The 24,735-nt window shown below is 69.4% G+C and carries 22 protein-coding genes; 13 read left to right on the top strand and 9 right to left on the bottom strand.

Annotated elements, in window-relative coordinates; all coding sequences use genetic code 11:
- Positions 1-277: 277 nt before the first annotated feature.
- Entirely contained in the window at positions 278-2,227 is a 1,950-nt protein-coding gene (locus tag G7043_RS49185; RefSeq protein WP_166056266.1) for a helix-turn-helix transcriptional regulator, read from the bottom strand.
- 196 nt (positions 2,228-2,423) lie between these two features.
- On the opposite strand from G7043_RS49185, the gene G7043_RS47130 reads away from it, so the two are divergent.
- Positions 2,424-2,804: an SsgA family sporulation/cell division regulator gene (locus tag G7043_RS47130; protein WP_166056264.1), complete on the top strand. Its 381-nt coding sequence runs from the start codon at positions 2,424-2,426 to the stop codon at positions 2,802-2,804.
- Here G7043_RS47130 and G7043_RS47125 read toward each other — a convergent pair.
- The 3 genes from G7043_RS47125 to G7043_RS47115 are packed head-to-tail and all read right to left on the bottom strand — an operon-like array spanning position 2,796 to position 6,967.
- Positions 2,796-5,129, bottom strand: coding sequence for an ATP-binding protein (locus G7043_RS47125; RefSeq protein ID WP_166056262.1), 2,334 nt, complete (start codon positions 5,127-5,129; stop codon positions 2,796-2,798). The genes G7043_RS47130 and G7043_RS47125 overlap by 9 nt on opposite strands.
- Positions 5,130-5,162: 33 nt before the next feature.
- Positions 5,163-6,302: an XRE family transcriptional regulator gene (locus G7043_RS47120; protein WP_166056260.1), complete on the bottom strand. Its 1,140-nt coding sequence runs from the start codon at positions 6,300-6,302 to the stop codon at positions 5,163-5,165.
- An 11-nt stretch (positions 6,303-6,313) separates the two neighbouring features.
- Positions 6,314-6,967, bottom strand: a complete 654-nt coding sequence (locus G7043_RS47115) for a GntR family transcriptional regulator (RefSeq protein WP_166056258.1) — start codon at positions 6,965-6,967, stop codon at positions 6,314-6,316.
- Between the two features lie 102 nt (positions 6,968-7,069).
- Between G7043_RS47115 and G7043_RS47110 the strand changes: the two genes are divergently transcribed.
- The 9 genes from G7043_RS47110 to G7043_RS47070 all read left to right on the top strand — a co-directional run bounded on the left by G7043_RS47110 (position 7,070) and on the right by G7043_RS47070 (position 16,358).
- A complete protein-coding gene (locus tag G7043_RS47110) occupies positions 7,070-8,035 on the top strand; it encodes an asparaginase (RefSeq protein WP_166056256.1) in 966 nt (321 codons plus the stop codon).
- A 220-nt stretch (positions 8,036-8,255) separates the two neighbouring features.
- Positions 8,256-8,546: a hypothetical protein gene (locus tag G7043_RS47105; RefSeq protein WP_166056254.1), complete on the top strand. Its 291-nt coding sequence runs from the start codon at positions 8,256-8,258 to the stop codon at positions 8,544-8,546.
- A 98-nt stretch (positions 8,547-8,644) separates the two neighbouring features.
- Complete coding sequence (gene msrB, locus G7043_RS47100) at positions 8,645-9,067, top strand: peptide-methionine (R)-S-oxide reductase MsrB (RefSeq protein WP_166056251.1); 423 nt, start codon at positions 8,645-8,647, stop codon at positions 9,065-9,067.
- Between the two features lie 263 nt (positions 9,068-9,330).
- Complete coding sequence (locus G7043_RS47095; protein WP_166056249.1) at positions 9,331-10,230, top strand: TIGR04222 domain-containing membrane protein; 900 nt, start codon at positions 9,331-9,333, stop codon at positions 10,228-10,230.
- 90 nt (positions 10,231-10,320) lie between these two features.
- Positions 10,321-11,103, top strand: coding sequence for a TIGR04222 domain-containing membrane protein (locus G7043_RS49180; protein WP_166056247.1), 783 nt, complete (start codon positions 10,321-10,323; stop codon positions 11,101-11,103).
- Between the two features lie 10 nt (positions 11,104-11,113).
- On the top strand, positions 11,114-11,911 hold the full coding sequence (locus G7043_RS47085) for a TIGR04222 domain-containing membrane protein (protein WP_242643474.1): 798 nt from the start codon (positions 11,114-11,116) through the stop codon (positions 11,909-11,911).
- Entirely contained in the window at positions 11,911-12,729 is an 819-nt protein-coding gene (locus tag G7043_RS47080; protein ID WP_207312671.1) for a DUF692 domain-containing protein, read from the top strand. The genes G7043_RS47085 and G7043_RS47080 overlap by 1 nt, the downstream gene beginning before the upstream one ends.
- Position 12,730: 1 nt before the next feature.
- Entirely contained in the window at positions 12,731-13,093 is a 363-nt protein-coding gene (locus G7043_RS47075) for a hypothetical protein (protein WP_166056286.1), read from the top strand.
- A 175-nt stretch (positions 13,094-13,268) separates the two neighbouring features.
- Positions 13,269-16,358 (top strand): S8 family peptidase, encoded by a 3,090-nt coding sequence (locus G7043_RS47070; protein WP_166056243.1) that lies wholly within the window; start codon positions 13,269-13,271, stop codon positions 16,356-16,358.
- Between the two features lie 69 nt (positions 16,359-16,427).
- Here the strand turns inward: G7043_RS47070 and hemQ are convergent, their stop codons facing one another.
- Genes hemQ through hemE form a run of 3 tightly spaced genes read right to left on the bottom strand, consistent with a single transcriptional unit; the run spans position 16,428 to position 19,617 of the window.
- Entirely contained in the window at positions 16,428-17,120 is a 693-nt protein-coding gene (hemQ, locus tag G7043_RS47065; protein WP_166056241.1) for a hydrogen peroxide-dependent heme synthase, read from the bottom strand.
- 23 nt (positions 17,121-17,143) lie between these two features.
- Complete coding sequence (gene hemG / locus G7043_RS47060) at positions 17,144-18,583, bottom strand: protoporphyrinogen oxidase (RefSeq protein ID WP_166056239.1); 1,440 nt, start codon at positions 18,581-18,583, stop codon at positions 17,144-17,146.
- Positions 18,583-19,617, bottom strand: coding sequence for a uroporphyrinogen decarboxylase (hemE, locus tag G7043_RS47055; RefSeq protein ID WP_166056237.1), 1,035 nt, complete (start codon positions 19,615-19,617; stop codon positions 18,583-18,585). The genes hemG and hemE overlap by 1 nt, the downstream gene beginning before the upstream one ends.
- Positions 19,618-19,689: 72 nt before the next feature.
- On the opposite strand from hemE, the gene G7043_RS47050 reads away from it, so the two are divergent.
- Positions 19,690-20,238, top strand: a complete 549-nt coding sequence (locus tag G7043_RS47050; protein WP_245847888.1) for a DUF3000 domain-containing protein — start codon at positions 19,690-19,692, stop codon at positions 20,236-20,238.
- A 6-nt stretch (positions 20,239-20,244) separates the two neighbouring features.
- On the opposite strand, the gene G7043_RS47045 is transcribed toward G7043_RS47050, so the two are convergent.
- Positions 20,245-21,387 carry a dipeptidase gene (locus G7043_RS47045; protein WP_166056235.1) on the bottom strand — a complete coding sequence of 381 codons (1,143 nt, stop codon included), beginning with the start codon at positions 21,385-21,387 and terminating at the stop codon, positions 20,245-20,247.
- Between the two features lie 255 nt (positions 21,388-21,642).
- Between G7043_RS47045 and G7043_RS47040 the strand changes: the two genes are divergently transcribed.
- The gene (locus G7043_RS47040; RefSeq protein WP_015099292.1) at positions 21,643-22,359 is read left to right on the top strand and encodes a response regulator; all 717 of its coding nucleotides are present in this window, start codon (positions 21,643-21,645) and stop codon (positions 22,357-22,359) included.
- A 70-nt stretch (positions 22,360-22,429) separates the two neighbouring features.
- A complete protein-coding gene (locus tag G7043_RS47035) occupies positions 22,430-23,686 on the top strand; it encodes a ribonuclease D (protein ID WP_166056233.1) in 1,257 nt (418 codons plus the stop codon).
- A gap of 49 nt (positions 23,687-23,735) precedes the next feature.
- Here the strand turns inward: G7043_RS47035 and G7043_RS47030 are convergent, their stop codons facing one another.
- On the bottom strand, positions 23,736-24,671 hold the full coding sequence (locus G7043_RS47030) for an SDR family NAD(P)-dependent oxidoreductase (RefSeq protein WP_166056230.1): 936 nt from the start codon (positions 24,669-24,671) through the stop codon (positions 23,736-23,738).
- Positions 24,672-24,735 lie beyond the last annotated feature (64 nt).

Genomic DNA, 24,735 nt, shown 5'->3' with positions numbered 1-24,735 from the left:
CACCGCTGCAGCGTCTCCCGCTCCTGCTCGGTCAACGTCACCACAGCAGGAGGACGTCCAATCCGCGCCATCAACCCACACTAGACTTACCTGGCGGATTTCCGGCGCACGACACTAGTGGCGTGGCTCGCAACGTTGCCGGGGGAATTCGCGCTCAGACGGGCGCATCACGGTGCCGCCCCCACTTCCTCATCCTGGTTGGCTGTGGGAGTGGGGGCGGTGCCGTGAGGCGTCCTGCTGAGCGTGAATTACCTCGCCAACGTTGCGTGACGCGCCACTAGGCAGGACCGAACACGGACGACAGCTGGACGCGCCGGCAGATCCCGACCTTGCGGTACACGCGGGTCAGGTGCAGCTCGACGGCGCGCTGGGTGACGCTGAACCGCGTCGCGATCGCCCGGTTCGTCTCCCCCACCAGCACCAGCCGCACGATGCGCGCCTCGTGCGCCGTCAGCTTTCCCCACGCCGCCCCGCGCACCGGCTGGTACGGCTCCTCCAGCGCGGCCCTCACCTCGCCGAGCAGGTCCACCGCCCCGGCCCGTTCGGCGTCGGCCAGCGCGGCTCGTGGCGCACCGAGTGCGAGGTGCATGCGCGCCCGGTGGCGCAGCAACGGCGTGCACACCCACGCCGGCGGCAACGCGCCCGTGTAACCCAAGCGCACCAACATCTCCCGCGCTTCGCCGGCACGACCGCCGTCCACACAGGACGCGACGAACGCCGCCGCACCCAACGCCACACAGCCTCTCGCCGGTGACGTTTGGGCGAGATCGCGCATGAGCCGGGAGACCTCCACGTGGTCGCCGCGAACCCGGTGCGCCCACATCTCCAGCGCCACCAGCCAGTCGTTCTCCGCGCCGACCAGCCGGGCACGCAGCCGTGGCGCGAAGGCCAGCACCGCGACAGATTCGGCGTGCACAAGCCCCAGACCAGCGAGAACCAGCGCGGGCACCAGCCGCGGCCCGCTCTGGGGAAGATCGCGGAGCGCCTGCTCGGGGTCCGCCGGCAGCTCCGGTGCGCCCAGGCCGTCCAGGACGTCCTCGTCGCACTGCCAGTCCACCGCCACCGCGGCGAGCCAGTCCAGCGCGTCGCCCTCGACAGAAAGCCGTTGCCGCGCAAGCTCATCCGCCCGTGGCGCGATCCCGCACCGCAGGTGGAGCTCGGCCATCCCGATCGCCACTCGCGCGGCGGTCTGCCCGTCCATCGGCTCACGCAGAGCCGCGCGCAGACACTTCGCGGCGCGCGCGGGCCGTCCAGCTGCCCGATGCAGTCGCGCCGCGCTGTGCAGCATCGGAGCGACCCAGTGCGCACCAACGGGTTCGGCGCACGCCACCACGTGCTCGGCAACGGCGGTCGGCGGATCACATCGCCGTTGCATGACGTCCGAAGCCTTGCGGTGCAAACGCTCACGTACCTCCGGCGCCATTTCGTGCCGGATCGCGCAACTCAACGCCGGTGACTGGATCCGCATCGGATCGGCAACGGCGAGACGTGCGTCAACGAGCCGTTCGAACGCGGCGAGCGTCTGGTACGACCCCATCCCCGCGACCTCGCAGAGCAGGTCGAGCGGGGCAGTCTCCAGAACCGCGAGCGCACGGGCGACGGCCACCGCGTCGGCGTCCAGCACCTGACAGTGCCGCCGCACGGCCCGCAACAGCCGCGGCAACCGCAACCCGGGCAGCTTGTCGCACGAGGAGAGGTCCGGCACGAGCTCCAGCACGTCGCTCACCACACCGGGCGCACCCCCGCTGAACCGCAGGCACGACGCGATCAGTTCGGGCGAGGCCTCGACCTCGAACCGCCGCCGGACCAACTCGGCCACCGCCTCGGCATCGATCGGCCGCAACGGCACCCGCACCGCGTCCACCAGCGCGAACGTGTCCGGATCGAGGTCACCCCCGGCCACCACGACACCGGGAAACCGCGACAACCGCTCGGCCTCCTCAGCGCACAACCGCTCGACGTCGTCCACCACGAGCACCGTGTGCCGGTCGACCTCCGCCAACGCCCGCAACCCGCGCACCGGGCGCAACCCGCTGCGCACCGCGATCGACGACGCGACCGACAACAACGCGCTCTTGCCCATCCCGGTCGCGCCGTGGACCACGCACGACCGCGCACCACCGAGCGCGTCTGTCAAGACGGCGATCTCCCGCTCACGACCGACGAGAAGGCCACCCGCCTGGCGCACGACGGTGCCGACGAGGCCGGGACGGAGCGGGGCAACCATGCCATCCAGCAAATCGTCAACGGCCAGGAAGGACCATGCAGAAGCACCGGCAGAAGTGTGCAGGTCTGCCCGTTCGCACAGCTGAACCTGAAAATTGTTCGGCCGATCAATTGGTAATGGGAACACTTGACCCTGAACCAATTCGACTCCCGATCCGTGAACTGAAGTACACAGGCGAACACTTCAGGGAGTTCCGATGCGGGTCGCGTCACGCACCGTCTTCGACTTCGTCCGGCCGAGCGGCACCACGGCCCCGGTGGAGACGGAACTGATCTACCAGGCCGACGACCCGTTCGCGGTGACGATGAAGTTCCACGCGGGCGGCTCGGTGGCCACCTGGGTGATGGGCAGGGACCTGCTCGCCGAGGGCATGACCGAAGTGGCGGGCGACGGCGACGTGCGGTTGAGCCCGCACGGCCGTGCGTTGGTGCTCGAACTCGTCTCCGACCGGCACATCACGGTGTTCCGGCTGACGAGAAACACGCTGCGGAAGTTCCTCGAGGCCACCTATCGGCTCGTGCCGCCCGGTACCGAACACTTCGACGCCGACGCGTTCCTCAGCACGGTCCTACGCTGACAAATCGATTCCCAGTGCGCCGGCGACGTCGTGCTGCAGCTTGGTCATGCCCGGCGACTCGTAGCGCTCGGACTCGGCCAGCGCGCGCACGCGATGCCGGATCGCCGCGTCCTGGTCGCCCATGCGGTCGCAGAGCCCGGCGAGCTCCATCAACACGGACACCTTGACCTCCGGGTCCGACAGGGCCTCCACCGCCCCGGTCAGCTGTTCGCGCGCCTCAGCGAGCCGGTCGGCGGAGAGCAGCGTCCGGCCGCGGGTGAGCCTGGCCATCGAGCGCAGGTTCGCGGCGCCCTGCCCGACCAGCTCCTCGGCCTCGGCCGCCACGTCGAGCGCCTCGTCGTGGTCACCTGCGGCGACCAACGCGTCCGCCAGGCGCAGCAGCAGCTGCGCGGCGTTCTCCAGCGCCACGCCGCGTTGAGCGTCACGCAACGTGCGTTCCGCGGCGACGCACGCCCGATGTGTCCCCACGGCCTCGGTGAGGCGCCCCAGCCGTTGCAGCAGGACACCGCTGTACGACAGCGAGATCACTTCATACATGGGCTCGCCGGCCTCGCGGAACAGCTCCGCGGCGCGCCGGGAGTGAGCCACGCCTTCCTCGTGGTCGCCGGTGCGGGTCACGATGCCTGCCCGGTAGTAGTGCGCCCACGCCGTCTCGATCAGCGAGCCGCACTCTTCCGCGACCCGCAACGCCTCCTCGTGCCATCTCATGGCCAGCGGGATGTTCGTGTGGCGAGCCATGTACACCCAGCACACGAAGTTGAGCTGCTGGGCCTGCTGCTCGCGCTCCCCCAGTTCCCGCGCCGCGTTCACGCCGGCGGTGTAGACCTCCCGCCACAGGTCGCCCGGCCCGCGGTGGTCGGAGTACCAGTGCATCGAACGTGCCAGCGAGAGCACCTGCTCGTGGGCGCCGTCGTCGACGGCTTCCCGGAACGCGCCACGCCAGTTCGCGAGCTCGGCGGACAGCCAGCGATCCGCGCTCGCGAGGTCCGACGCGCCCTTGTCGTCGGGGAGGAACGCCGACGCTGCCCGCATCGCGGTGGTGAGCAGCCAATCGCGCGTACGCAGGCGGTGTGTGTGGAGGTCGGACTCCTCGCTGTGCAAGCGTTCGCGCGCATAGTCGCGGATCAGGTCGTGGAACGAGTACCGGCCAGGGACATCCGGACGGAGGAGGCTCGCGTCGACGAGTTCCTCCAGCACCATCTCCGCGTCGTCGACTGAGACGTCCGCGGCGACAGCGGCAAGCTCGACGGAGGTGTCCGGGCCGTGGATCAGCGCGAGCCTGCGGAAGATCACCGCCGTTTCGGGGGCGAGAAGCCGGTACGACAGTTCGAACGCCGTGCGGATCTGGACGTCCCCGGTCGCGAGCACGTCGAGGCGTTCCCGTTCGTCGGAGAGCTGGTCGGCGAGGTGGCCCAGCGACCAGGTGGTGCGGCCGGTCAGCCGGTGGCCGGCGATGGCGAGGGCCAGCGGAACACCGCCGCACAACCCCGCGACCAGGTCCGCGGCCCGCAGATCCTGCTTGATGCGGTCGGCTCCCGCGGTCGCGGCGAGCAGCGCGACGGCGCCGTCGTGGCGCAACGGGCCGAGGTCGAGGCGGTACTTGCTGTCCAGGCCCGCCAGCACGTTGCGGCTGGTCACCAGCACGAGCGAACCGGGGCTGGCGGCGAGCAACGGCCGGATCTGGGCCTCGTTCGCCGCGTTGTCGAGCACCAGCAGCACGGTCCGTTCGCGCAGCATCGACCGGTAGAGACGCAGGCGGTCGCTTGGGTCAGACGGCATCCGTGCGTCCGGAACGCCGAACGTGCGCAACAGCCGTGCGATCGCGCGTTCCGCCGACAGCGGTGTGGCGTCCATGCCGCGCAGGTCGAGGTGAAGGCTGCCGTCGGTGAACTGGTCGGCGAACCGGTGCGCGGCGTCCACCGCGAGAGAGGTCTTGCCCACGCCCGGAGGTCCGTGCACGACGACAACGTCCAAGACCGACGACGCGGTCGCACGGCAGACGTGTTCGGCGAGCTGCTGTTGTTCCGGCTCACGGCCGATGAGAGTGTCGACCGGCGGTGGCGCGCAGTCGATGCGTTCGGGACGTGGCTGCACCGCTTCGGAGGACCGGGCGAGCGCGACGAACTCGGCGGCCTCGGTGCCGTCCAGCCCGAGCCCTGCCACCAGCAGGCCGACGGTCTGCGCCTGCGGGGTCTGCACCCGGCCGCGCTCGAGGTCGCTCAGCGTGCGCACGCCCAGGCCGGTCCGCACGGCCAGGTCCTCCTGGGTGAGCGTCGCCCGGCGCCGGTAGAAGCGCAGGAACTCGCCGAACGTGGTCGCGCGCACCGGATCACCCTGGCAGATGATGTTGAAACGCGCTCACGCGAGACTGTCGGCGAACGCCCTGACCAGGCCGTGGAGTGAGTAGCCCGCGTCGTCGGCGTCGAGCAGGCCGACGTCGGCGAGGTCCTCCAGCGCCCGTTGCGCCTCGATCACGCCGATGCCCGCGAGTTCGGCGGCCAGTTCGGGGGTGACGCGGGTGCCGGCGAGCCGTCCGAGCCGGCGGAACACCAGCCGCGCGGTCTCCGGCAGGTGCGCGAGCGACACCTCGAACGCGCCCCGCACGTCGAGGTCGCCCGCGGTGAGCGCGGCCAGGCGGCGTTCCTCGATCAGCTCCACCAGGTGCCGCACCGGCCAGCGCGGCCGGCTGGCGAGCCGGTTGCCGGCGATCCGCACCGCGAGCGGCGACATCCCGCACAGCCGGACGAGTTCCCGCGCGGTCTGCGGGTCCGCGTCGACGCGCTGCGGCCCGATGATCGACGCGAGCAGTTCCACCGCTGCTTCTTCAGTGAGACCGCCGAGCCTGATCCGTGTGCACGCGTTGAGCCTGCGCCGGGACGTCACGATCGTGAGGCAACCCGGTTCGTCAGCCGCAAGCGTGCGCACCTCCTCCTCTGTGCTCACGCCATCGAGCACGAGCAGAAGCCGTTTTCCCGCGAGCAACGACCGGTAGAGCCTTGTCTGGCCGTTCGCGTCCTCTGGCACGTGCTCAGCGGAAATGCCGAGATCCCTGAGCAACCGTTCGAGCGGTGCGTCGCTTTCCACCTCGATGAACAGCTGTCCGTCCGGAAACCGGCTCTCCAGCAAATGGGCGGCTTTCACCGCGAGGCTCGTCTTGCCCGTTCCGGCGGCGCCGTGCACGACCACGAGCCGATCGTGCGTGGTGGTGATGGTGGTGAGCTCCGCGTCTCTGCCGACGAGGTCCGCGACGTACGGCGGCAACGACCAGACCGGGTGCCGCGGCGCCTTCCGGGCAAGCCCGCGCAGCTCCTCGCGGCTCTGCTCGTCGAGGCCGAGCGCGTCGAGCAGTGCCTCGGTGGTCCGGCGCTGGGGCGAGCGAGCACGGCCGCGTTCCATGTCGCTGATGGCGCGGACGCTGACGCCGGACCGCTCGCTGAGCTCTTCCTGGCTGAGCCCCGCGCTCTTGCGGTGGTGCAGGAGCATCGCGCCGAACGTCATACCCACGGAAGCTAGTGGCTCATGCTCATCATCATCTGTGCGCACACGCGAGAGAGGTGACGCCGCATCACGATCGACGCTTTGGCCGCGTCGCCGTCCGCGATCGCTTTGACGAGTTCGTCGTGGTCGTCCATCGACGCGTGCTGATGCGGCGGGTCGTCCGCCAGCGCACTGCGGAGAAGAACAACTCGCTGCTGCACGAGCCGCACCTGCTCGGCGATGCGCGGGCTCCGTGCCGCCTCGATCAACGTCTGGTGGAACGCGAGATCCAGCCGGTACGGGAACGGCTGCCCGGTCTTGTAGTCGCGCCGGCTCGCCGCGCACACCTCGTGCAGTCGCACCAGGTCCATGTCGGTCCGCCGGGACGCCGCCAGTTCCGCGGCGGCGCATTCGAGGGCGGTGCGCAGTTCGAACAGGGCCTTGACCTCGTCCGCGTCGGCGTCCGGCACGAACGCGCCCCGGTGCGGCACCAGCGTCAGCAGCCCCTCGGAGGCCAGGTGCCGGATCGCCTCGCGCAGCGGACCGCGGCTGATGCCGAGCTTCTGCGCCACCTCGACCTCGTTGACCCGGGAGCCCGGAGGGATCTCCCCGGTGAGCACCTGCTCGCGCAGAACGTCCACGGCCTGCCCGGCCAGGCTGAGGTGCAGCGGGGTCGGAGGTGTCACCTTCGTCTCCTGATCTGGACGGCACCGGCCGTCTCCTGGTTACATTAGCCGAGTTGTCAACTGTCGACAGTTGGCAGTTTCCTTGACTGCAGGAGGGGTGACATGGGACACGAGGTCGTGGCAGAGGTCTGGCGGGGCGACTTCCTGGAGTCGGTGCACCACGGCACCGTCGTCGCCACGGACGTGTCGGGCACCCCCGTGCTGTCTCTCGGCCGCCCGGACGACGTGGCGTTCCCGCGCTCGTCGAACAAGCCGCTCCAGGCCCTCGCGATGCTGCGCTGTGGTGTTTCCAAGGGCCTGGACCTCGACGGCAAGTTGCTCGCCCTGGCCTGCGCCTCTCACTCGGGCGAGGACTTCCACGTCGCCAGCGCGCTGGAGATCCTCGCCGGTGCGGGCCTGTCCGAGGACGCCCTGCAGTGCACCCCGGACCTCCCGCTCGGCGAGGAGGCCCGCGCCCAGCACCTGGCCCGCGGCCTGTCCCCCGCCCCGAAGTACATGAACTGCTCCGGCAAGCACGCCGCCATGCTCGCCACCTGCGTCGCCAACGGCTGGTCCACGGACGACTACCTGGACCCGACCCACCCGCTGCAGGTCGCGACCCGCGCGACCATCGAGGACGTCGCCGGCGAGCCCGTCGCCCAGGTCGGCGTCGACGGCTGTGGTGCCCCGATCTTCGCCATCAGCCTCACGGGCCTGGCGCGCGCGTTCGGCCGTCTGGCCGCCGCGCCCGCCGGAACCCTCGAACACCGCGTCGCCGCCGCGATGAACGCCTATCCGGAGTGGGTCGGCGGCACCGGGCGTGACGTCACCGTGCTGATGAACACCCTGCCCGGCGTCATCGCCAAGGACGGCGCCGAGGGCGTCTACGCGGTCGGCCTGCCCACCGGCGAGGGGGTCGCGCTGAAGATCGCCGACGGCTCGTCCCGTGCCCGCGCGGTCGTCATGATCGCGGTGCTCAAGCGGCTCGGCGTGGACGTCGGCAAGGTCGAGGACCTCGCCACGGTGCCGGTGCTCGGTCACGGACGCGCGGTGGGCGCCGTCAGGCCCGCGCTCGCCCTCGCGGGCTGAACTGCACGCGGTTGACGAGGCGTTGATCGCATGTTGACGGGTCCACCTGTGTACCGACCCGTCAACATGTTGATTCCAGTCAACATGCGAATCAACGTCGACACGTCAGCGTCAACCTCGCGTCAACCTCGCGTCACTGGCGCTGGTGCCGCTTGACCACCACACAGGCGTGAACACGAGCATGCCTGGATCCCACTCCCCTGGCACTAAACTGGTGGTCATGGGCGATTCGAAGGACGAGAGCGAGAAGTTCCAGGAGGAACTGATCGGCCTCGACCCCCAAGACCCCGAGACGAAGGCGTTCGCCGCGCATCTCGACAAGATGAAGCGGCAACGCCCCGGCTACACCGTCGAGGGGTACCTGGAGGGCGTGCAGGACTTCGCCGACTCGGCGAACCGCACGAGCGGGCACCAGCGGCTCGTGGCCGTCATCGTCGTCGGCCTGATCCTGCTCGGCGTCCTCCTCACGATCTGGTTCGCGCTGGGCGACATCCTCGCCATCATCTTCTGACTCCAAACGAGAAACGCTGTTCTTAACGAGCCCTTACGACCGCGTGAGCCGGGCCGCCACCGGGAAGCCCGGCGACGGTGGCCACGTTATAAAGGGACATGGAACCTGTTGTCGGCGCCACCCCGAAAGTCGTGCGTTCCGAAGAGGAATGGCGCGCCCAGCTCAACCCCGCCGAGTACGCGGTGCTGCGCCAGGCCGGCACCGAGCGTCCGTGGACCGGCGAGTACACCGAGACCAAGACCGAGGGCGTCTACGAGTGCCGCGCGTGCGGAGCCGAACTGTTCCGCAGCGACCACAAGTTCGACTCGCACTGCGGCTGGCCGTCGTTCTTCTCGCCCCTGGCCGGTGACAAGGTGCTCCTGCGCGAGGACCGCGCGCTCGGCATGACCCGCGTCGAGGTGCTCTGCGCCACGTGCCACAGCCACCTCGGGCATGTTTTCGAAGGTGAGGGGTATCCGACCCCGACGGACCAGCGGTACTGCATCAACTCCGTCTCCTTGAAACTCGTTCCGTCCGAATAGGAGACTGAGCCGAGTCCGGTCGCATGAACCGGACCGACCTGGGAGGCGCAATGAACTTCTCGATCGCCCTGCGGGGTACGGACGGCGAGGGCTCCGGCGGAGTCGACGGCGGCTCGTCCAGCTAGTGCCGTGTCTCGCAACACGGATCATTGACAGAAACCGGACAACCCTAAGGCTTCGTCAACAAGCCTTGTGAGCATGTGGCCCGGACCACACCATGGACGCCACCGAAGCACTTTCGGGGCAGTCAGGGGGTGGGTCGCATGCAGAGACCTTGGGGATTGTCCGGACCTGAGTTCCTTCAGTACTACTGGATCGGACTGGCACTGGCGGTGCTGGTCGCGATCGTCGTTCGGGTACGCGTGCGGGCTGGTCACAGCAACCAGCCCGTGCGCTCCCTGGACATGGACGAGCTCGCCTATCTCGCGGGCGGTCCGAGGCGAGTGGTCGAGACGGCCATCGCGCGGTTGCTCACCTCGGGTGAGCTTCGCACTTCACGGCGTGGCACCGTGCAGGCCACGACCAGCACACAGTCGCTCAACGCGGTGGACCGTGCCATCATCACCGACGCCCAGCGCTACACCAACCGCACCGTCAACCTGATGATCCCGGCCATGTCCAGGGACGACGTGGTGCTGGCGATCGGCCGGCGCCTCGAGGACATGGGGCTCGTCGTCAACCCGGCGGTCGCGAAAAGCGCGCTGCGCAAGGGATCCATCGCGCTGTGGGTGCTGCTCGCGATCGGTGCCGCCCGCTGGCTCAACGGGATCACGATCGACGCGCCGATCGGCTGGCTGACGTTGCAGCTCGTCCTCACCGGTGTGCTGATCTTCGTCCTCACGCGACGCGGCAAGCACGTGCGCACCAGCAAGGGCAACAGCGTCCTGGCCGCGGCCCGCACCACGAGCAGCCGCGGGGCGGTGACCTCCGACGAGTCCCTGTACGCGGGGGCGGCGGGACTGGTTCTGTTCGGCGGTTTGGCCGTCTACCCGGATCTGGCGGTGCGCAGCTCACTGCTCGCCTCCTCGGGCAGCGGCAGCGGTTACACCGGCTACACGGACAGCGGCGGCAGCCACAGTTCGTGTTCGAGCAGTTCTTCTTCGTGTTCGAGCGGAAGCAGTTGCGGCGGGGGCGGCGGCTGCGGCGGGGGCGGGGGCGGCTGATCCGTTGTTCGGGCCGATTCAGGTAACACCAGGAACCTGGGGGTAGATCTCACGTCGAAGATGCACTGGCACCGGTGAAGGGGAGTGCTGATGTCCAAATCTTCGACACCGCACCAGACGGTCTGGTCCGCGGAAGGGATCGGGTTCCTGGCAGGGGGACCGGGCAGGGCGGCGGAAGCCGTGCTCGCCCGGCTGATGGACGGCGGTCTCGTGCGGGTCTCCCGCGAGGGGGTCGTGACCGCCGTCCATCAGAACGGTCACGGAGCGACGACAGCGCTGGAGGCGTACGTCCTCGCCGGGTTGCACGGCACCTCTCGTCCGATCCACCAGGTCGTGCAGGTGGCGATGCGCAGCAACGAGATGGCCGCGTTGCACCACAGCCTGATCGCCTGCTCGATGGTGCGCCGTCCGAGCGGCAACAGCAGGAAAGGGTTCCGGTTCCTGTTGTTCCTGCTGGCCGTCGCGTCCTTCCCCGCCGCGCTCGTGCTCGACGTGAGGCTGCTCGTGCTGACGGCGATCCTGCTGTTCCTCGCCGTGGTGGTGCTGCGGAACAAGGGCCGGCTCACGTCGAACGGCAAGACCGTGCTGCGGTACGCCTTGCGGAACCCGCGCAGCGGTGCGAACCAGGTGGCGTTGTTCGGTCTGCGCAGAGGCAAGCACACGCAAAGGTCCACTTCACACGGTGGCGGATGCGGTGCCAGTTGCAGCAGCTCGTACGACTGGAGCCACCACAACTGCGGCGGCTCGTCGAGCTGTTCCAGCACGAGCAGCTGTTCGTCCAGCAGCTGCAACAGTTCGAGCAGCTGCAGCAGTTCTAGTAGTTGCTCCAGTAGCAGCAGTTCCAGCAGCAGCTGCAGCAGTTCCAGCAGTTAAGGGGGATCCCATGGTCACACCGATGACCTCACAAACCACGCAGTTGTCCGCGGAACAGGTCGGCTACCTGACCGCGGGTCCTGGCCGGGCCGCCGAGGCCGCGCTGGCCCGGCTGATCGACGCGGGCCTCGTGCGGGTCTCGCGCGACGGCCTCGTGACGGCGGTGCACAGCAACAACCACGGCGCCACCACGTCGGTCGAGGCGCGGATCCTGAGCTACTCGCGCACCGCCGTCCGGTTCGACACGATCGTGCAGTCCACCGCGAACAGCACGGAGATGGCGCAGCTGCACCGGCACCTGCTCGACCGGAGGCTGATGCAACGTCCCCGCCGCCGTCACGAGGCGTGGTGGTTCTCCCTCGCGATCGCGGGAGGGCTGGTCGTGCTCGGTTTCTCGACGCCGGCGTTCTTCGTCGGTGTGCCGATCGCCCTGCTGTTCTTCGCCTGGCAACGCGGCCGGGGCCCGGTCACCAAGGCGGGCAAGGAGGTGCTGCGGCCGGTGAGCGCGAGTGACCGGGTGTACGCGGTGGCGCTGTACGGCTTCTGCGGCAAGGTCGGCGGGCACCGGGTCGGCGACCTCTTCGAGCTCTCGCAGAGCGTGGTCAAGATGATCCCGCTCAAGCGGCAGCGCGCCAGGAAGTCCTCTTCGGACGGTGGCGGATGCGGTTCGGCGTCGAGCTGCAGCAGTTGCGGCAGCGGATGTGGTAGCAGTAGCAGCAGTTGTTCGTCGTCGAGCAGCAGCTGTTCGTCGAGTGGCAGCAGCTGTGGTGGTGGCGGAGGCTGCGGCGGTGGCGGAGGAGGCGACTGATGGCGGGAATCACGGACCTGGGTGTCGGCATCGGCTGGCGCTCGGAGATCGACCTGACCGTGGAACGGCTGCCCGGCGTCGACTTCGTCGAGGTCGTCGCCGAGAACCTCCACATCGGACACCTGCCGGAGTCGGTGACGCTGTTGCTGGAACGCGGCATCCCCGTGCTGCCCCACGCCGTGTCGCTGTCGCTGGGCGGCGCGGACGAGGTCGATCTCAAGCGGGTTCAGCACCTGGGTGAGATCGCCGAGGCGGTCGGCGCGCCGATGGTGAGCGACCACGTGTGCTTCGTGCGGGCGGGCGGGCTCGACTCCGGCCACCTGATGCCGGTGCCGCGCACCAAGGACGCGCTCGACGTGCTCGTCGCGAACGTCCGGCTGGCCCAGCGGAACCTGCCCGTGCCGCTCGCGCTGGAGAACGTCGCCGCGCTGCTGGAGTGGCCGGACGGCGAGCTGTCCGAGGGGCAGTTCCTCGCCGAGCTCGTCGAGCGCACGGACTGCTGGCTGCTCGTCGACGTCGCGAACCTGTACGCGAACGCCCGCAACATCGGCACGGACCCGGAACGGTTCCTCGACGAGATCCCGTTGGAGCGCCTGGCCTACGTGCACGTGGCCGGCGGCGAACAGCACGGCGACGTCTACCACGACACGCACGCCCACGCGGTGCTGCCGGAAGTGCTCGGCGTTCTCGACGAACTGTGCTCGCGCGTGCGGCCACCCGGCGTTCTGCTGGAGCGCGACGACAACTACCCGTCCGACACCGAAATCGCGTCCGAACTGGCCGCGATCCGCGCCGTCGTGGACAAACACCGTGGCTGAAATGATCGAGGGAAATGACCTTTCGGCCGCACGCAAAAGGCTTGCCGCCCAGCAGGCCGAACTGCTAAACGCTTTGCTCGCAAAAGGACCTGTTCCGACGGGATTCGACGAACAACGCATCGCCGTCGAACGGCGCGCGTTGCTGTCGAAACGCCGGGGCATCGCGCGGATGCTGGGGCCCGCGGTCGCCGACGAGCTCGGCGACCGGTTTCGGCCGCTCTTCGACGCCTACGCCGTGGAAAATCCACGTCGCGCGGGCTCCCGTGCGCGCGAGGACGCCGCCGCGTTCGCCGAATGGTGCCGTGCTTCCGGCGAACTGTCAGTGAATCGCAAGGCACGCTGGAAGTTCTGGCAATCGAACTGACGGGCGAACATTTCCCCACCAAGAATCCCCCATTCAGCCCTGTGTGACCCCCGCCACCATCGATACGTTCGAAAGCGTCGGGGGACCTTTTCGCATTGCCTTCGCTTTGCCGCGGAAGGCCTTCCGGCCTGCGCGGACCACAGCGCGCAGAAATTCGAACCATGAGGGGATTCGAATGCGCGGAAAATCCAAAGTGCTGGGCGCGGCGTTCACCGCGCTCGCACTGACGGCGATGCCGGCGGTCGCCACCGCCGCACCACAGGGCAGTACACCCCAGGACAGGGCACCGCAGAAGACGATCGACGAGGTCACGCTCGTCACCGGCGACAAGGTGCTGCTGGGGCAGGGACAGCAGATCGTCGCGATCCAGCCCGGCGAGGGCCGCCAGGGCATGAAGTTCAAGACGCACCGGAGTGCCGACGGGCACACCACGGTCGTCCCCAAGGACGCGTTCGGGCCCCTGGCGGCGGGCCGGCTCGATCGCAGGCTCTTCGACGTCACCACGTTGCTGGAGTTCGGTTACCGCGACCGGATGCCGTTGATCGTGGACGGCCGGGCCAGACTCGCGGCGCGCTCCTCCAACGACTGGAGCGCTCTCAAGGCCGAGGCGGACTCCGGTGACAAGGTCTGGCTGGACGGCATCCGCAAGCCGAGCCTGGACAAGTCGGTCGCCCAGATCGGCGCACCGGCCGCCCACCAGAAGGGCATCACCGGCAAGGGCGTGAAGGTCGCGATCGTCGACACCGGTGTCGACGAGAAGCACCCCGACCTCGTGGGTCAGCAGATCGCGGAGAAGAACTTCACGAGCGACCCCGACAACACCGACAACGTCGGCCACGGCACCCACGTCGGCTCGACCGTCGCGAGCCACGACTCGAAGTACGGCGGCGTCGCACCGGGCGCGCAGTTGCTCGACGCCAAGGTCTGCGTCGAGTTCGGCTGCCAGGAGTCCTGGATCCTCGACGGCATGCGCTGGGCCGCCGAGCAGGGCGCCCAGGTCGTCAACATGAGCCTCGGCGGTGGCGACACCCCCGAGGTCGACCCGCTCGAGCAGGCGGTCAACGACCTGACCGCCCAGTACGGCATGTTGTTCGTGATCGCGGCGGGCAACTCGGGATCGACGGGTTCCGTCAGCTCGCCCAGCACCGCCGAGGCCGCGCTGTCGGTCGGCGCGGTCGACCGCGACGACTCGCTCGCCCCGTTCTCCAGCAAAGGCCCTCGCGTGGGAGACAGCGGGCTCAAGCCCGAGGTGACTGCACCGGGCGTCGGCATCGTCGCGGCCAAGGCGGGCACGAACGGCGAGCACCTCGCGGCGAGCGGCACGTCCATGGCGACGCCGCACGTGGCGGGTGCCGCGGCGCTGCTGAAGTCGCAGCACCCGGAGTGGACGCCGGCGCAGCTCAAGTCGGCGCTGGCCACCACGGCCAAGCCGACGGCGGGCGTCAGCGCGTTCGACCAGGGCGCCGGCCGCATCGACGTGTCGAAGGCGATCAACCAGGTGCTGACCGCCGACGTCGTCGCGCTGAACCTCGGCCTGCACGAGTGGCCGCACGGTGACGACAAGCCGGTGACCAAGGCGATCACCTACGCCAACCCGACCGACGCGGCGATCACCCTCGACGTGAAGCTGACCAGCGGTGCGCCGCAGGGCATGTTCTCGCTCGGCGCCACGAAGGTCACGGTCCCCGCCAAGGGCACCGCGTCCGTCGACGTCACCGGCGACACCCGTGTCGGCACCCAGGACGCCACGTACAGCGGTGAGGTCGTCGCCACGTCCGGCACGCACACCGTCCGCACGCTCGTCGGCGTCGACCGCGAGGTCGAGAGCTACACCCTCGGCATCGACCTGACCGGCAAGGACGGACAGGACCCCGCGAGCGCCCTGACGTTCGTCGACAGCCTGGACACCAGGGGGTACAAGGCCCTCTTCGGCGCCGGTGACCAGAAGATCCGCCTGCCGAAGGGCAACTACTCGGTCGAGTCGACGCTGACCTCCCCGCAGGGCCTCGACATGGTGCTCCAGCCGACCGTGAAGCTGACCGGCGACCTGACGATCAAGCAGGACGCCCGGCTGGCGCAGCCGCTGTCGGTGAAGGCACCGGAAGCCACCGGCAACTTCGTGATCGGCGAGCTCACCTACCGGCGCACGCACGGCCAGCAGATCGTGCAGGCGGGACTGATCTCGTTCGGCGGGTTCGACGGTGTCTCGGCGGCCCAGATCGGCGGACCGCTCTCACCGAAGGAGCTGTCGTCACTGGCGACGTTGCACGCGAACTCCGCGGCTGACGCCAACGTCTACTACCGGCTGTCCTACCCGGTCGGCGGCAGCCTGCCGAACGGCCTCACCCGCGCACCGGCCAAGAGCGACCTGGCTCGCGTCGAGGCCACCATCGGCGGTCTCAAGCCGGACAGCGTGGCGAGCAAGGGCGAGTTGCCGACGTCGGTGCACGGTCTGAGCGGCGGTTCGGCGCTCTACCCGGTGCCGGCGGGCAGCAAGGCGATCGACTACGTGACGACCGAGGACCTGCGCTGGCAGTCGATCGTGAGCATCACCCACGCGAACGGCGGCCGGGAGCAGGCCATCTCCGGGTACCGCACGTACGAGGCGGGCAAGACCTACCAGGAGCGGGAGAACCAGCCGGTGTTCTCGCCGGCGCTGCCCGAGTCCCCGTACCCGTACGGCCAGCGGTCCGGCACGCAGCTGTACGTCAGCGTTCCGATGCTGAGCGACGCGAGCAACGGCCAGGGTGGGTCCACTGTGGACAGCTTCCGGGCCTCCCTCTACCGCAACGGTGCGCTGATCGGGGAGAACGACGGCGGCGGCTTCCAGAACGTGCCACTGCCCGAGGCCGACTTCCGCGTCGAGGCGACCTTGGACCGGAGCTCGCAGTTCGAGTTCAGCAGCAAGGTGTCCGGGGCGTGGACGTTCAGGTCCAAGGGCACGCCGGGCGTGGTCGACACCATTCCGCTGAACGTCGTGCGGTTCACGCCGAAGCTCGACGACAACGGCGCGGTGCCCGCGGGCACGTTGCAGCGCATCGGTTTGCTCACCCAGTCCCAGGGCGACACGGGCAAGGTGCGCGTCACCGGCGTGCAGTACTCACACGACGACGGCAAGTCGTGGCGCAACGCGGGTGTGATCGGCAACAGCGCGTTGATCTACCACCCGGCGGGCGCGAAGTGGACCTCGTTGAAGGCCACGGCGAAGGACGCCAAGGGCAACACGGTCGAGATCACCGTGATCCACGCCTACAAGGTGGCGTAATGCGGTAAGCGCAAACCATGGGGGGCACATTCATGGACGTCAGGTCCATGAATGTGCCCCCCATGGTTGCTACGGCAGGTTGGTGACGAGCTCGGCCGCCGGGATGCGCGTGCCCGTGTAGAACGGGATCTCCTCGCGCACGTGCAGCCGCGCCTCGGTGCCGCGCAGGTGACGCATCAGGTCGACGATCCGGTGCAGCTCGTCCGCCTCGAACGCGAGCAGCCACTCGTAGTCGCCCAGCGCGAACGACGCGACGGTGTTCGCGCGCACGTCCGGGAAGTCGCGGGCTTCCTTGCCGTGGTCCGCCAGCATCTTGCGGCGGTCCTCCTCCGGCAGCAGGTACCACTCGTAGGAGCGCACGAACGGGTAGACGCACACGTACTTGCGCGCCTCTTCACCCGCGAGGAACGCGGGGATGTGGCTGCGGTTGAACTCGGCCGGGCGGTGCAGGGCGACCTGCGACCAGACCGGCGTGGAGACCTTGCCGAGCGGGGTGCGGCGGAAGCCGGTGTAGGCGGCCTGCACCTGCTCGATCTCCTCGGCGTGCCACCAGATCATGAAGTCCGCGTCGGCCCGCAGACCGGCCAGGTCGTAGACACCGCGGACGACGACGCCCTTGCCCTCCAACGCGTCCAGGTAGTTCTGGGTCTCCGCGGCGGCGGCGCTGCGGTCTTCCGGCAGCTTGCCGGGTTCGACCCGGAACACAGACCACATCGTGTAGCGGATGGTGTCGTTGAGCTCGTTGTAGTTCAGGCGCGCCATACGTCCATCTTGGCACGGTCCGTTCAACGCCGAACGCGGCCCAGCAGGTGTGCTGCGACACGGGCTGCCGCCGAGTCCGCGGTGGCGATGCACGCGGGCACACCCACGCCGTGCAGCGTGGCGCCCGCCACGGCGAGGCCCGGCACGTCGGCGATGCCCCGTTCGATGGTGTCGACCAGGTCGAGGTGCCCGACGCCGTACTGCGGCAGCCCGCCACCCCACCGCTGCACCACGTAGTCGATGGGCGCCGCCGTGATGCCGGTCAGTTCGTGCAGGTCGTTGCGCACGGCTTTGACGAGGTCGGCGTCGCTGCGCTGCAGCAGGGCCGTCTCGCCGTGCCGGCCGACCGAGCCGCGCAGCACGACGGGTTCGCCGTAGTGGGACCACTTGCGGCTGGAGAACGTGAACGCCTTGGCGGTGAACGGGGTGATGCGGTCGCTGTACCGCTCCCCCTCCGCGATCAGGATGCCGGAGCGGTCCGGCAGCACGGTGCCCGGCGGCAGTGCCAGCGCCACCACGGCCATCGAGGCGACCTCGACCTTGCCGTACGCGGCGGACACCTGCGGCGCGATCTCGGAGAGCAGCTTGCGCGCCGACGGGGCCGGGACCGCGAGCACGACACCGTCGCACTCCAGGTACTCCGGGGTCGCGGCCGAGCCGATCTCCAGCCGCCAGCCGTCGCCCTGCCACGACAGCACGCGGACCGGCAGTCCCAGCCGGATCTCCGGCCTGGCCACCTCGGCGAGCCGGTCGACCAGCGTCTGGACGCCGTTGCTCAGCGACGCGAACACCGGCGGGCGCGCGGCCCTGGGCTGCGGCGGCGCGGGCATCATCGTCGCGGCGGCCGCGAGCAACGAGCCGACGCCCTTGTCCAGCAGCGTCGCGATCTGCGGCATCGTGGCGCGCAGGCCCAGCTCGTCCGCCCGGCCCGCGTAGACCCCGCCCAGCAGCGGGTTCACCAGCCGGTCCCCGACCTCCGGGCCGAACCTGTCCTTCATCAGCGCGCCGACGGCGACGTCGGCGCCGTCGAGCTCGATCGGCGGCAGTGTCGGTTCCATCTCGACCCGCAGCGCGCCCTCGGACGACAGCAGGTGCCGCACGGTCTCGACGCTCGCCGGGACACCCATGAACGTGTGCGCCGGCAGCTGGTGCGTGCGGCCGGCCGCGTGAACGCTCGCCTTCGCCGCCGTCGGGTGCACGACGTGGTCCTGCAACCCGACCTCGGTGATCAGCTCCTGCGCCTCGGGCTTGCGGTGCAGGAACGCCTCCGCGCCCACGTCGAAGCGCACGCCACCGAGCTCGGTCGTGCGGAGCTTGCCGCCGAGGCGGTCGGACTGCTCGATCACCGTGATCCTGGCCTGGGGGCCGAGCAGCATCCGCAGCCGGTGCGCGGCGGCCAGGCCGGAGATGCCTCCTCCGACGATTGCCACTCTTGGGGCTGCGTGCGGCGCTCTCGCGTGCATTACAAGCTGTGGATCAGTTCGACGGTCCGGGTGATGATCTCCGGATCGGTGTCGGGGAGCACGCCGTGGCCGAGGTTGAAGATGTGGCCCGCGGCGGCCTTGCCCTCGGCGTGGATGCGGCGCACCTCGCGTTCGACTGCCTCGAAGCCCGCGAAGAACAGCGCCGGGTCGAGATTGCCCTGCACGACCGGCTTCGGCAGCTCGGGAGCGGCCTTCTCGAGACGCTCGACCGCGACGTCCAGCGGGATCCGCCAGTCGACGCCGACGACGTCCGCGCCGGCCTCGCGCAGGGCGGGCAGCAGCTCACCGGTGCCGACGCCGAAGTGGATGCGCGGCACGGTGGAGATCGTCTCCAGCACGCGCTTCGAGTGCGGCAGCACGAACTCGCGGTAGTCGCGCTCGGACAGCGCGCCCGCCCACGAGTCGAACAGCTGGACCGCCTGCACACCCGCGTCGAGCTGCGCGTGCAGGAACGCCGCGGTGACGTCCGCGATCTTGGCCAGCAGCGCGTGCCACAGCTCGGGGTTGCCGTGCATGAGCGCCTTGGTGCGCTCGTGGTTCTTGCTCGGCCCGCCCTCGACGAGGTAGGAGGCGAGCGTGAACGGCGCGCCGGCGAACCCGATCAGGGCGACCTCGGGGGGCAGTTCCTTGAGCAGCAGGCCGATGGCGTCCGCGACCGGCTGGACCTGCTCGGCGTGCAGCTCGGGAAGGGCTTTCACGTCGTCGAGCGTCCGGACCGGGTTCGCGACCACGGGACCGGTGCCCGCGACGATGTCGAGGTCGACACCGGCGGCCTTGAGCGGCACCACGATGTCGGAGAAGAGAATCGCGCCGTCGACGCCGTGCCGCCGGATCGGCTGCATGGTGATCTCGCAGACCATCTCGGGGTCCATGCAGGCGTCGAGCATCGCGGTGCCCTGGCGAAGCGCCCGGTACTCGGGCAACGACCGTCCCGCCTGCCTCATGAACCAGACAGGGGTGTGCGACGGGGTGCCGCCACTTGCGGCCACGAGGAGAGGAACTTGTGGAGTCATATCGCTTTCATGGTCCCACGTCTCGGCGTGCCGCCATCACCCGGCCGGATTGCGAGGCATACAGTCAGTTGTGTGACCGAGCCGGAAATCTTCCGCCGGGCGGTGGGGACGCTCAAGTCGGTTCGCCACAGGCCCGAGATCGAACTCACCGAAGTTCGCCCACCGCAGCGGCTCGCTCCGTGGGCGTACGCGCTGACGGCTGAGGTCACCGGCCCGTCGGACGAGCTGTCGACCGGGAGACTCGTGCTGCTGCACGACCCTGACGGCGACGAGGCGTGGGGCGGTGTCCTGCGCGTCGTGGCGTACGTGCGCGTCGAACTGGACCACGAGCTCGCGTCGGATCCACTGCTGCCCGAGGTCGGGTGGTCGTGGCTGACCGAGGCGCTGGAGCAGTCCGGGGCCGGGTTCACCGCGCTGGGCGGGACCGTGACGCAGACGTCCTCCGCGCGGTTCGGCGACATCGCGGGGCCCGCGCGCACGGACGACCTGGAGCTGCGGGCGTCGTGGACCGCGCTCGACGGAGAACTCGCCGAGCACGGCACCGCGTTCTACGAGCTGATGGCGACAGCCGTGGGGCTGCCGCCGGTCGGCGTCACCATGTTCGGGCAGCGCCAGCCCTGACGGACGTCAGTCGGCGTCTTTGAGGACGCGCAGGACGTTCGCGCCGGCGAGCTTCGCGCAGTCGTCCTCGGACCAGCCCCGGTCGAGCAGCGCGCCGATGAGGTTCGGGTAGGTCGAGACGTCCTCGAGCCCCTGCGGGAGCTCCTTCACTCCGTCGTAGTCGCCGCCGAGCCCGATGTGGTCGATGCCGACGACCTCACGCGCGTGCTCGACGTGCTGGACGACGTCGTCGAGCGTCGCGACCGGCGCCGGGTGGTCGACGATCCACTTCTCCGCGAACACCTTGCGGGCTTCGAGGTCGGAGTGCTTCTCCCCCGCGGCCGTCATGGCGTCACGAAGGGCTGCGTCCCATTCAGCGAACCGGGGCGACACGAAGCTCGGCACGAATGTGATCATGGCCACACCGCCGTTGGTCCTCAGTTTGACCAACACGTCGTCCGGGATGTTGCGCGGGTGGTCCGCGACGTGGCGGCACGACGAGTGGCTGAAGATGACGGGCTTGACGCTCGTGTCGAGCGCCGCGTGCATCGTGCTGGGCGCGACGTGGCTCAGGTCGACGAGCATGCCGATCCGGTTCATCTCGCGCACGACGTCGCGGCCGAACTCGGTGAGCCCGCCGTGTTCGGGCTGGTCAGTGGCGCTGTCGGCCCACGGGGTGTTGTCGTTGTGGGTGAGCGTCATGTAGCGGACACCCAGCCGGCGCAGGGCCCGCAGAACTCCGAGTGAAGAGTTGATGGAATGTCCGCCCTCGGCGCCGAGGAGGGACGCGACACGCCCGGAGGCGAAAACTTTTTCAGCCTCGGCGGCGGTGGTCGCGATGCCCAGGTGTTCGGAGTACCGCTCCGCCAGCTCGTAGACCAGTTCGACCTGCTCCAGCACGGCGGTGACGGCTCCATCACCCGCGAGCCTGCCGGGAATCCAGACGGACCAGAACTGCATCCCCAAGCCGCCCTCGCGCATTTTCACGATGTCGGTGTGCAGGCTGGGATGACGTTCCGTGAGATCGATCTTGGCGGCCGTCGTGTAGACGTCCTCGCCGGTTCCCTCGCCGAACTCGCGCAGCGCCCACGGAAGGTCGTTGTGGCCGTCGACGAGGGGCACATGCTGCAGCAACGCCCGGGCTCGCTCATGACCAGAACTGCTCGACACAACCAACTCCTAGATGTCGTTCTGAGAGGGGCCCGCGTTACACCCCCTATCCAGTCGTCATCCAATCGTGTGACACATGAGGCCATCTGTCACAACTCAATAGGGATAGATACCCGATTGATCGTCCCGTAGACCCGCATGGGCGGCTACGCTGCCCCAGACGACACCACTTTCGGTCGATCAGTGGCGCGGCTGATTGGACGAAAGTCTCCGGTGCCGGTCGGGGGGCACGACCGACTCCAGGGAGGTAGTGACGTGGCTGCCGTCGGCTTAGGTCAGGCCGTTCGTACCACGCCAGCCGGCTCGTTGCCGGCGAACATGGTCCCGCACCCGCGGGAAGAGCTTTTTTCAGTGCTGGTGGTCGACGACCACCCACTGCTGAGGGAGGCGATATCAGCTCGGCTCACCCAAATGGGAGCCGGGACAGTGCATGAGGCCGCATCGGTGGCAGAGGCTCGGGCGCGGGCACTTGCAACCGGACCGTGCGACCTCGCGATCCTCGATCTGGGCCTGCCGGATGGCACCGGCATCGACCTGGTCACGGAACTCCGTGCCCAGGGCTGGCCCCGCATCGTGGTCCTCGCATCCTCCGACGACCCCTACGCGGTCAGGTCGGCCTTCCAGGCGGGCGCCCAGGCGTACCTCCTGAAGTCCGCCTCTCCGATGGTGGTCACCGACGGGGTGCGCCGGGTTCTCGATGGCGGCGTTTACGCAGATCCGAGCGTGGCACCAGTACTCGCAGCGGGTACTCGGGTGCCGGGCACCGACAACACGCCGCGGGAACTCTCCGCGCGTGAGGTCGAGGTGCTCCAGCTGGTCGCCGATGGCCAGAGCAACAAGGAAATCGGCGAGGCTCTGAGCCTGTCCGCGTTGACGGTGAAGTCTCACCTGTCGCGGATCGGCCGGAAGCTGGGCACCGGGGATCGCGCTCAGATGGTCGCGCTGGCCATGCGTGCCGGCGTGATCCGTTAGATACCGGTTTGAAGCACTGAACCGGCCGAGAACACCTGTGAGTGGTGCGATCGTCGTAGGGTCATCCGCTGTGGATGTACCCGCCGACGAGCCAACCGCACCAACCGGACCAGATCCGGTACCGCTGACGGAACCTGCTGATGGGGTCCCGCCCGTGGTCGCCGATCCTGCTGCGCTCCGGCGAGCCGCTGACGCGCTCGCCGGGGCGAAGGGCCCGGTCGCGGTGGACACCGAGCGAGCCTCGGGCTACCGCTACTCACAGCGTGCCTATCTGGTGCAACTGCGCCGGGAAGGCGCCGGCACATGGTTGGTCGACCCGATCGCCCTGGGCGGACGGCTCGACCCACTGGTGCAGGCGTTGGACGGCACTGAGTGGGTGTTGCACGCGGCGTCTCAGGACCTGCCGTGCCTCGCCGAACTCGGGCTGCGACCCGGCGTGCTGTTCGACACCGAGCTGGCGGGCAGGCTGGCTGGGTTCGAACGTGTCGCACTGGGCACGCTGGTGGAACGGCTACTCGGTTACAGGCTCGAGAAGGGGCACGGCGCGGCCGACTGGTCGCGCCGGCCCCTTCCTGCCGATTGGCTGACGTACGCCGCTCTCGACGTGGAGCTGCTCGTGCAGCTGCGCGACGTTCTCGAAGCCGAGCTGGAGCGCCAGGGCAAACTCGCCTGGGCGCTCGAGGAGTTCGAGGCGGTGCGGACGGCGCCGTTGCCGCGCCCCCGCACCGACCCCTGGCGGCGCACCTCAGGTATTCACCGCGTGCGCAACCAGCGGCAACTGGCCCTGGTCCGCTCCCTGTGGGAAGCTCGCGACGCAGTGGCCCGCGAACGCGACATCGCCCCCGGCCGAGTCCTCCCGGACTCCGCCCTGATGGAGGCAGCCGCCCGCAACCCGGCCTCGGAAACCGAACTGCTCTCGCTGCCGGTCTTCCGCGGCCGAGCCCAGCGCCGCATGTCCGGCGTCTGGATGAACGCCCTGCGCAAGGCAGCGAACCTCACCAAGTCGGAGCTCCCGGAGCCCGCGGGCCAGCACGACGGCCCGCCCCCGCCCAACCGCTGGGCGGACAAGGACCCGGACGCCGCGGCCCGCCTGACAGCGGCTCGGGCGGCACTGACGACCATCGCCGAGGCCAACACCCTCCCGGTGGAGAACCTGCTGCTGCCCGACCTCGTGCGCCGTACCTGCTGGCAGCCACCGGCCGACCTCTCCCCTGAGTCCGTGGCCGCCGTGCTGCGCGAGGGCGGAGCACGGTCGTGGCAGATCGACCTCACACTCGAGGCTCTGACGAAGGCCCTGGCGGCGACCGCAGCGCCGCCCGCAAACTGATATCCAATATATCGGCACGGACGCCCTAGCTCGGCTAATACATCGCATATCAGCCGAGCTGGGCGTTCACGAGCTTCTCGACCTCTTCCCGGCTGCTCAGCCCGAGCGCTCCGCCGAGCGACGCGGTCAACGCGTCGAACGGGTCCTCCACCTCGACGGTCGCAAGTGCAGCCGCCACCGCGTCGACGGTCCACGGCTTTCCGCCGCTGTCGACCCGCGGCCCGAGCGACCAGCCCCGGTTCACCGCGATCGACCCGCCGCGCACCGACAGCACCTGGCCGGTCAGCGGACAGCCGTCGCCCACCAGGTAGGTGACGAGCGGCGCGACGACGTCGGGGGCGGTCATGTCCGATCCCGGCACCCCCGCCGTCAGCCGGGTGCGCACCATCGACGGGCTGACGCAGTTGACCCGGACGCCCCACCGCCGCAGTTCCAACGCGTGGACGATGGTCATGGCGGCGACGGCCGCGTTCGCCGCCGCGTAGTTGGACTGCGTCGGCAACGGGTTGAGCAGGCCGGAACCGGACGCGGTGTTCACGATCGCCCGGTCTGCGCGCACGCCGGCCTCCACTCGCGCCCGCCAGTGCACGGCGGCCCAGTGGCTGACCGCGAACGTGCCCTTGAGCTTGACGGCGACGACGTCGTCGAACTCCCTCTCGCTGAGCCGGTCCAGGCCCTTGTTGACCTCCGTGGCGGCGTTGTTGACCACGGCGTGCAGATCGCCGAACTCGTCGACGGCCCGCTCGACCATGCGCCGCGCGTCGTCCCAGTCGGCGACGCTGCCGGTGTCGGCCACCGCCCTGCCTCCTCGGGCACGGATCTCGTCGGCGACAGCCGCGGCGACGCGGACGTCACCACCGCGCCCGTCGATGTCGACGCCGGGGTCGTTCACCACCACGTTCGCCCCGGCCTCGGCGAGGTGCAGCGCCTCTGCCCGTCCGATTCCCCGCCCCGCACCGGTCACCAGCACAGTCCGCCCGATCATCACTCCCCCTTGTCAGTACACCTAATGCAACACTATACCGAGTGCATTAATTAACGGAGTGCAC

This window comes from Lentzea alba, from assembly GCF_011067745.1.
GTDB classification, from domain to species: domain Bacteria; phylum Actinomycetota; class Actinomycetes; order Mycobacteriales; family Pseudonocardiaceae; genus Lentzea; species Lentzea alba.
Note: the sequence above shows the minus strand (reverse complement) of the source record. Positions and strands in the feature narration are given on the sequence as shown.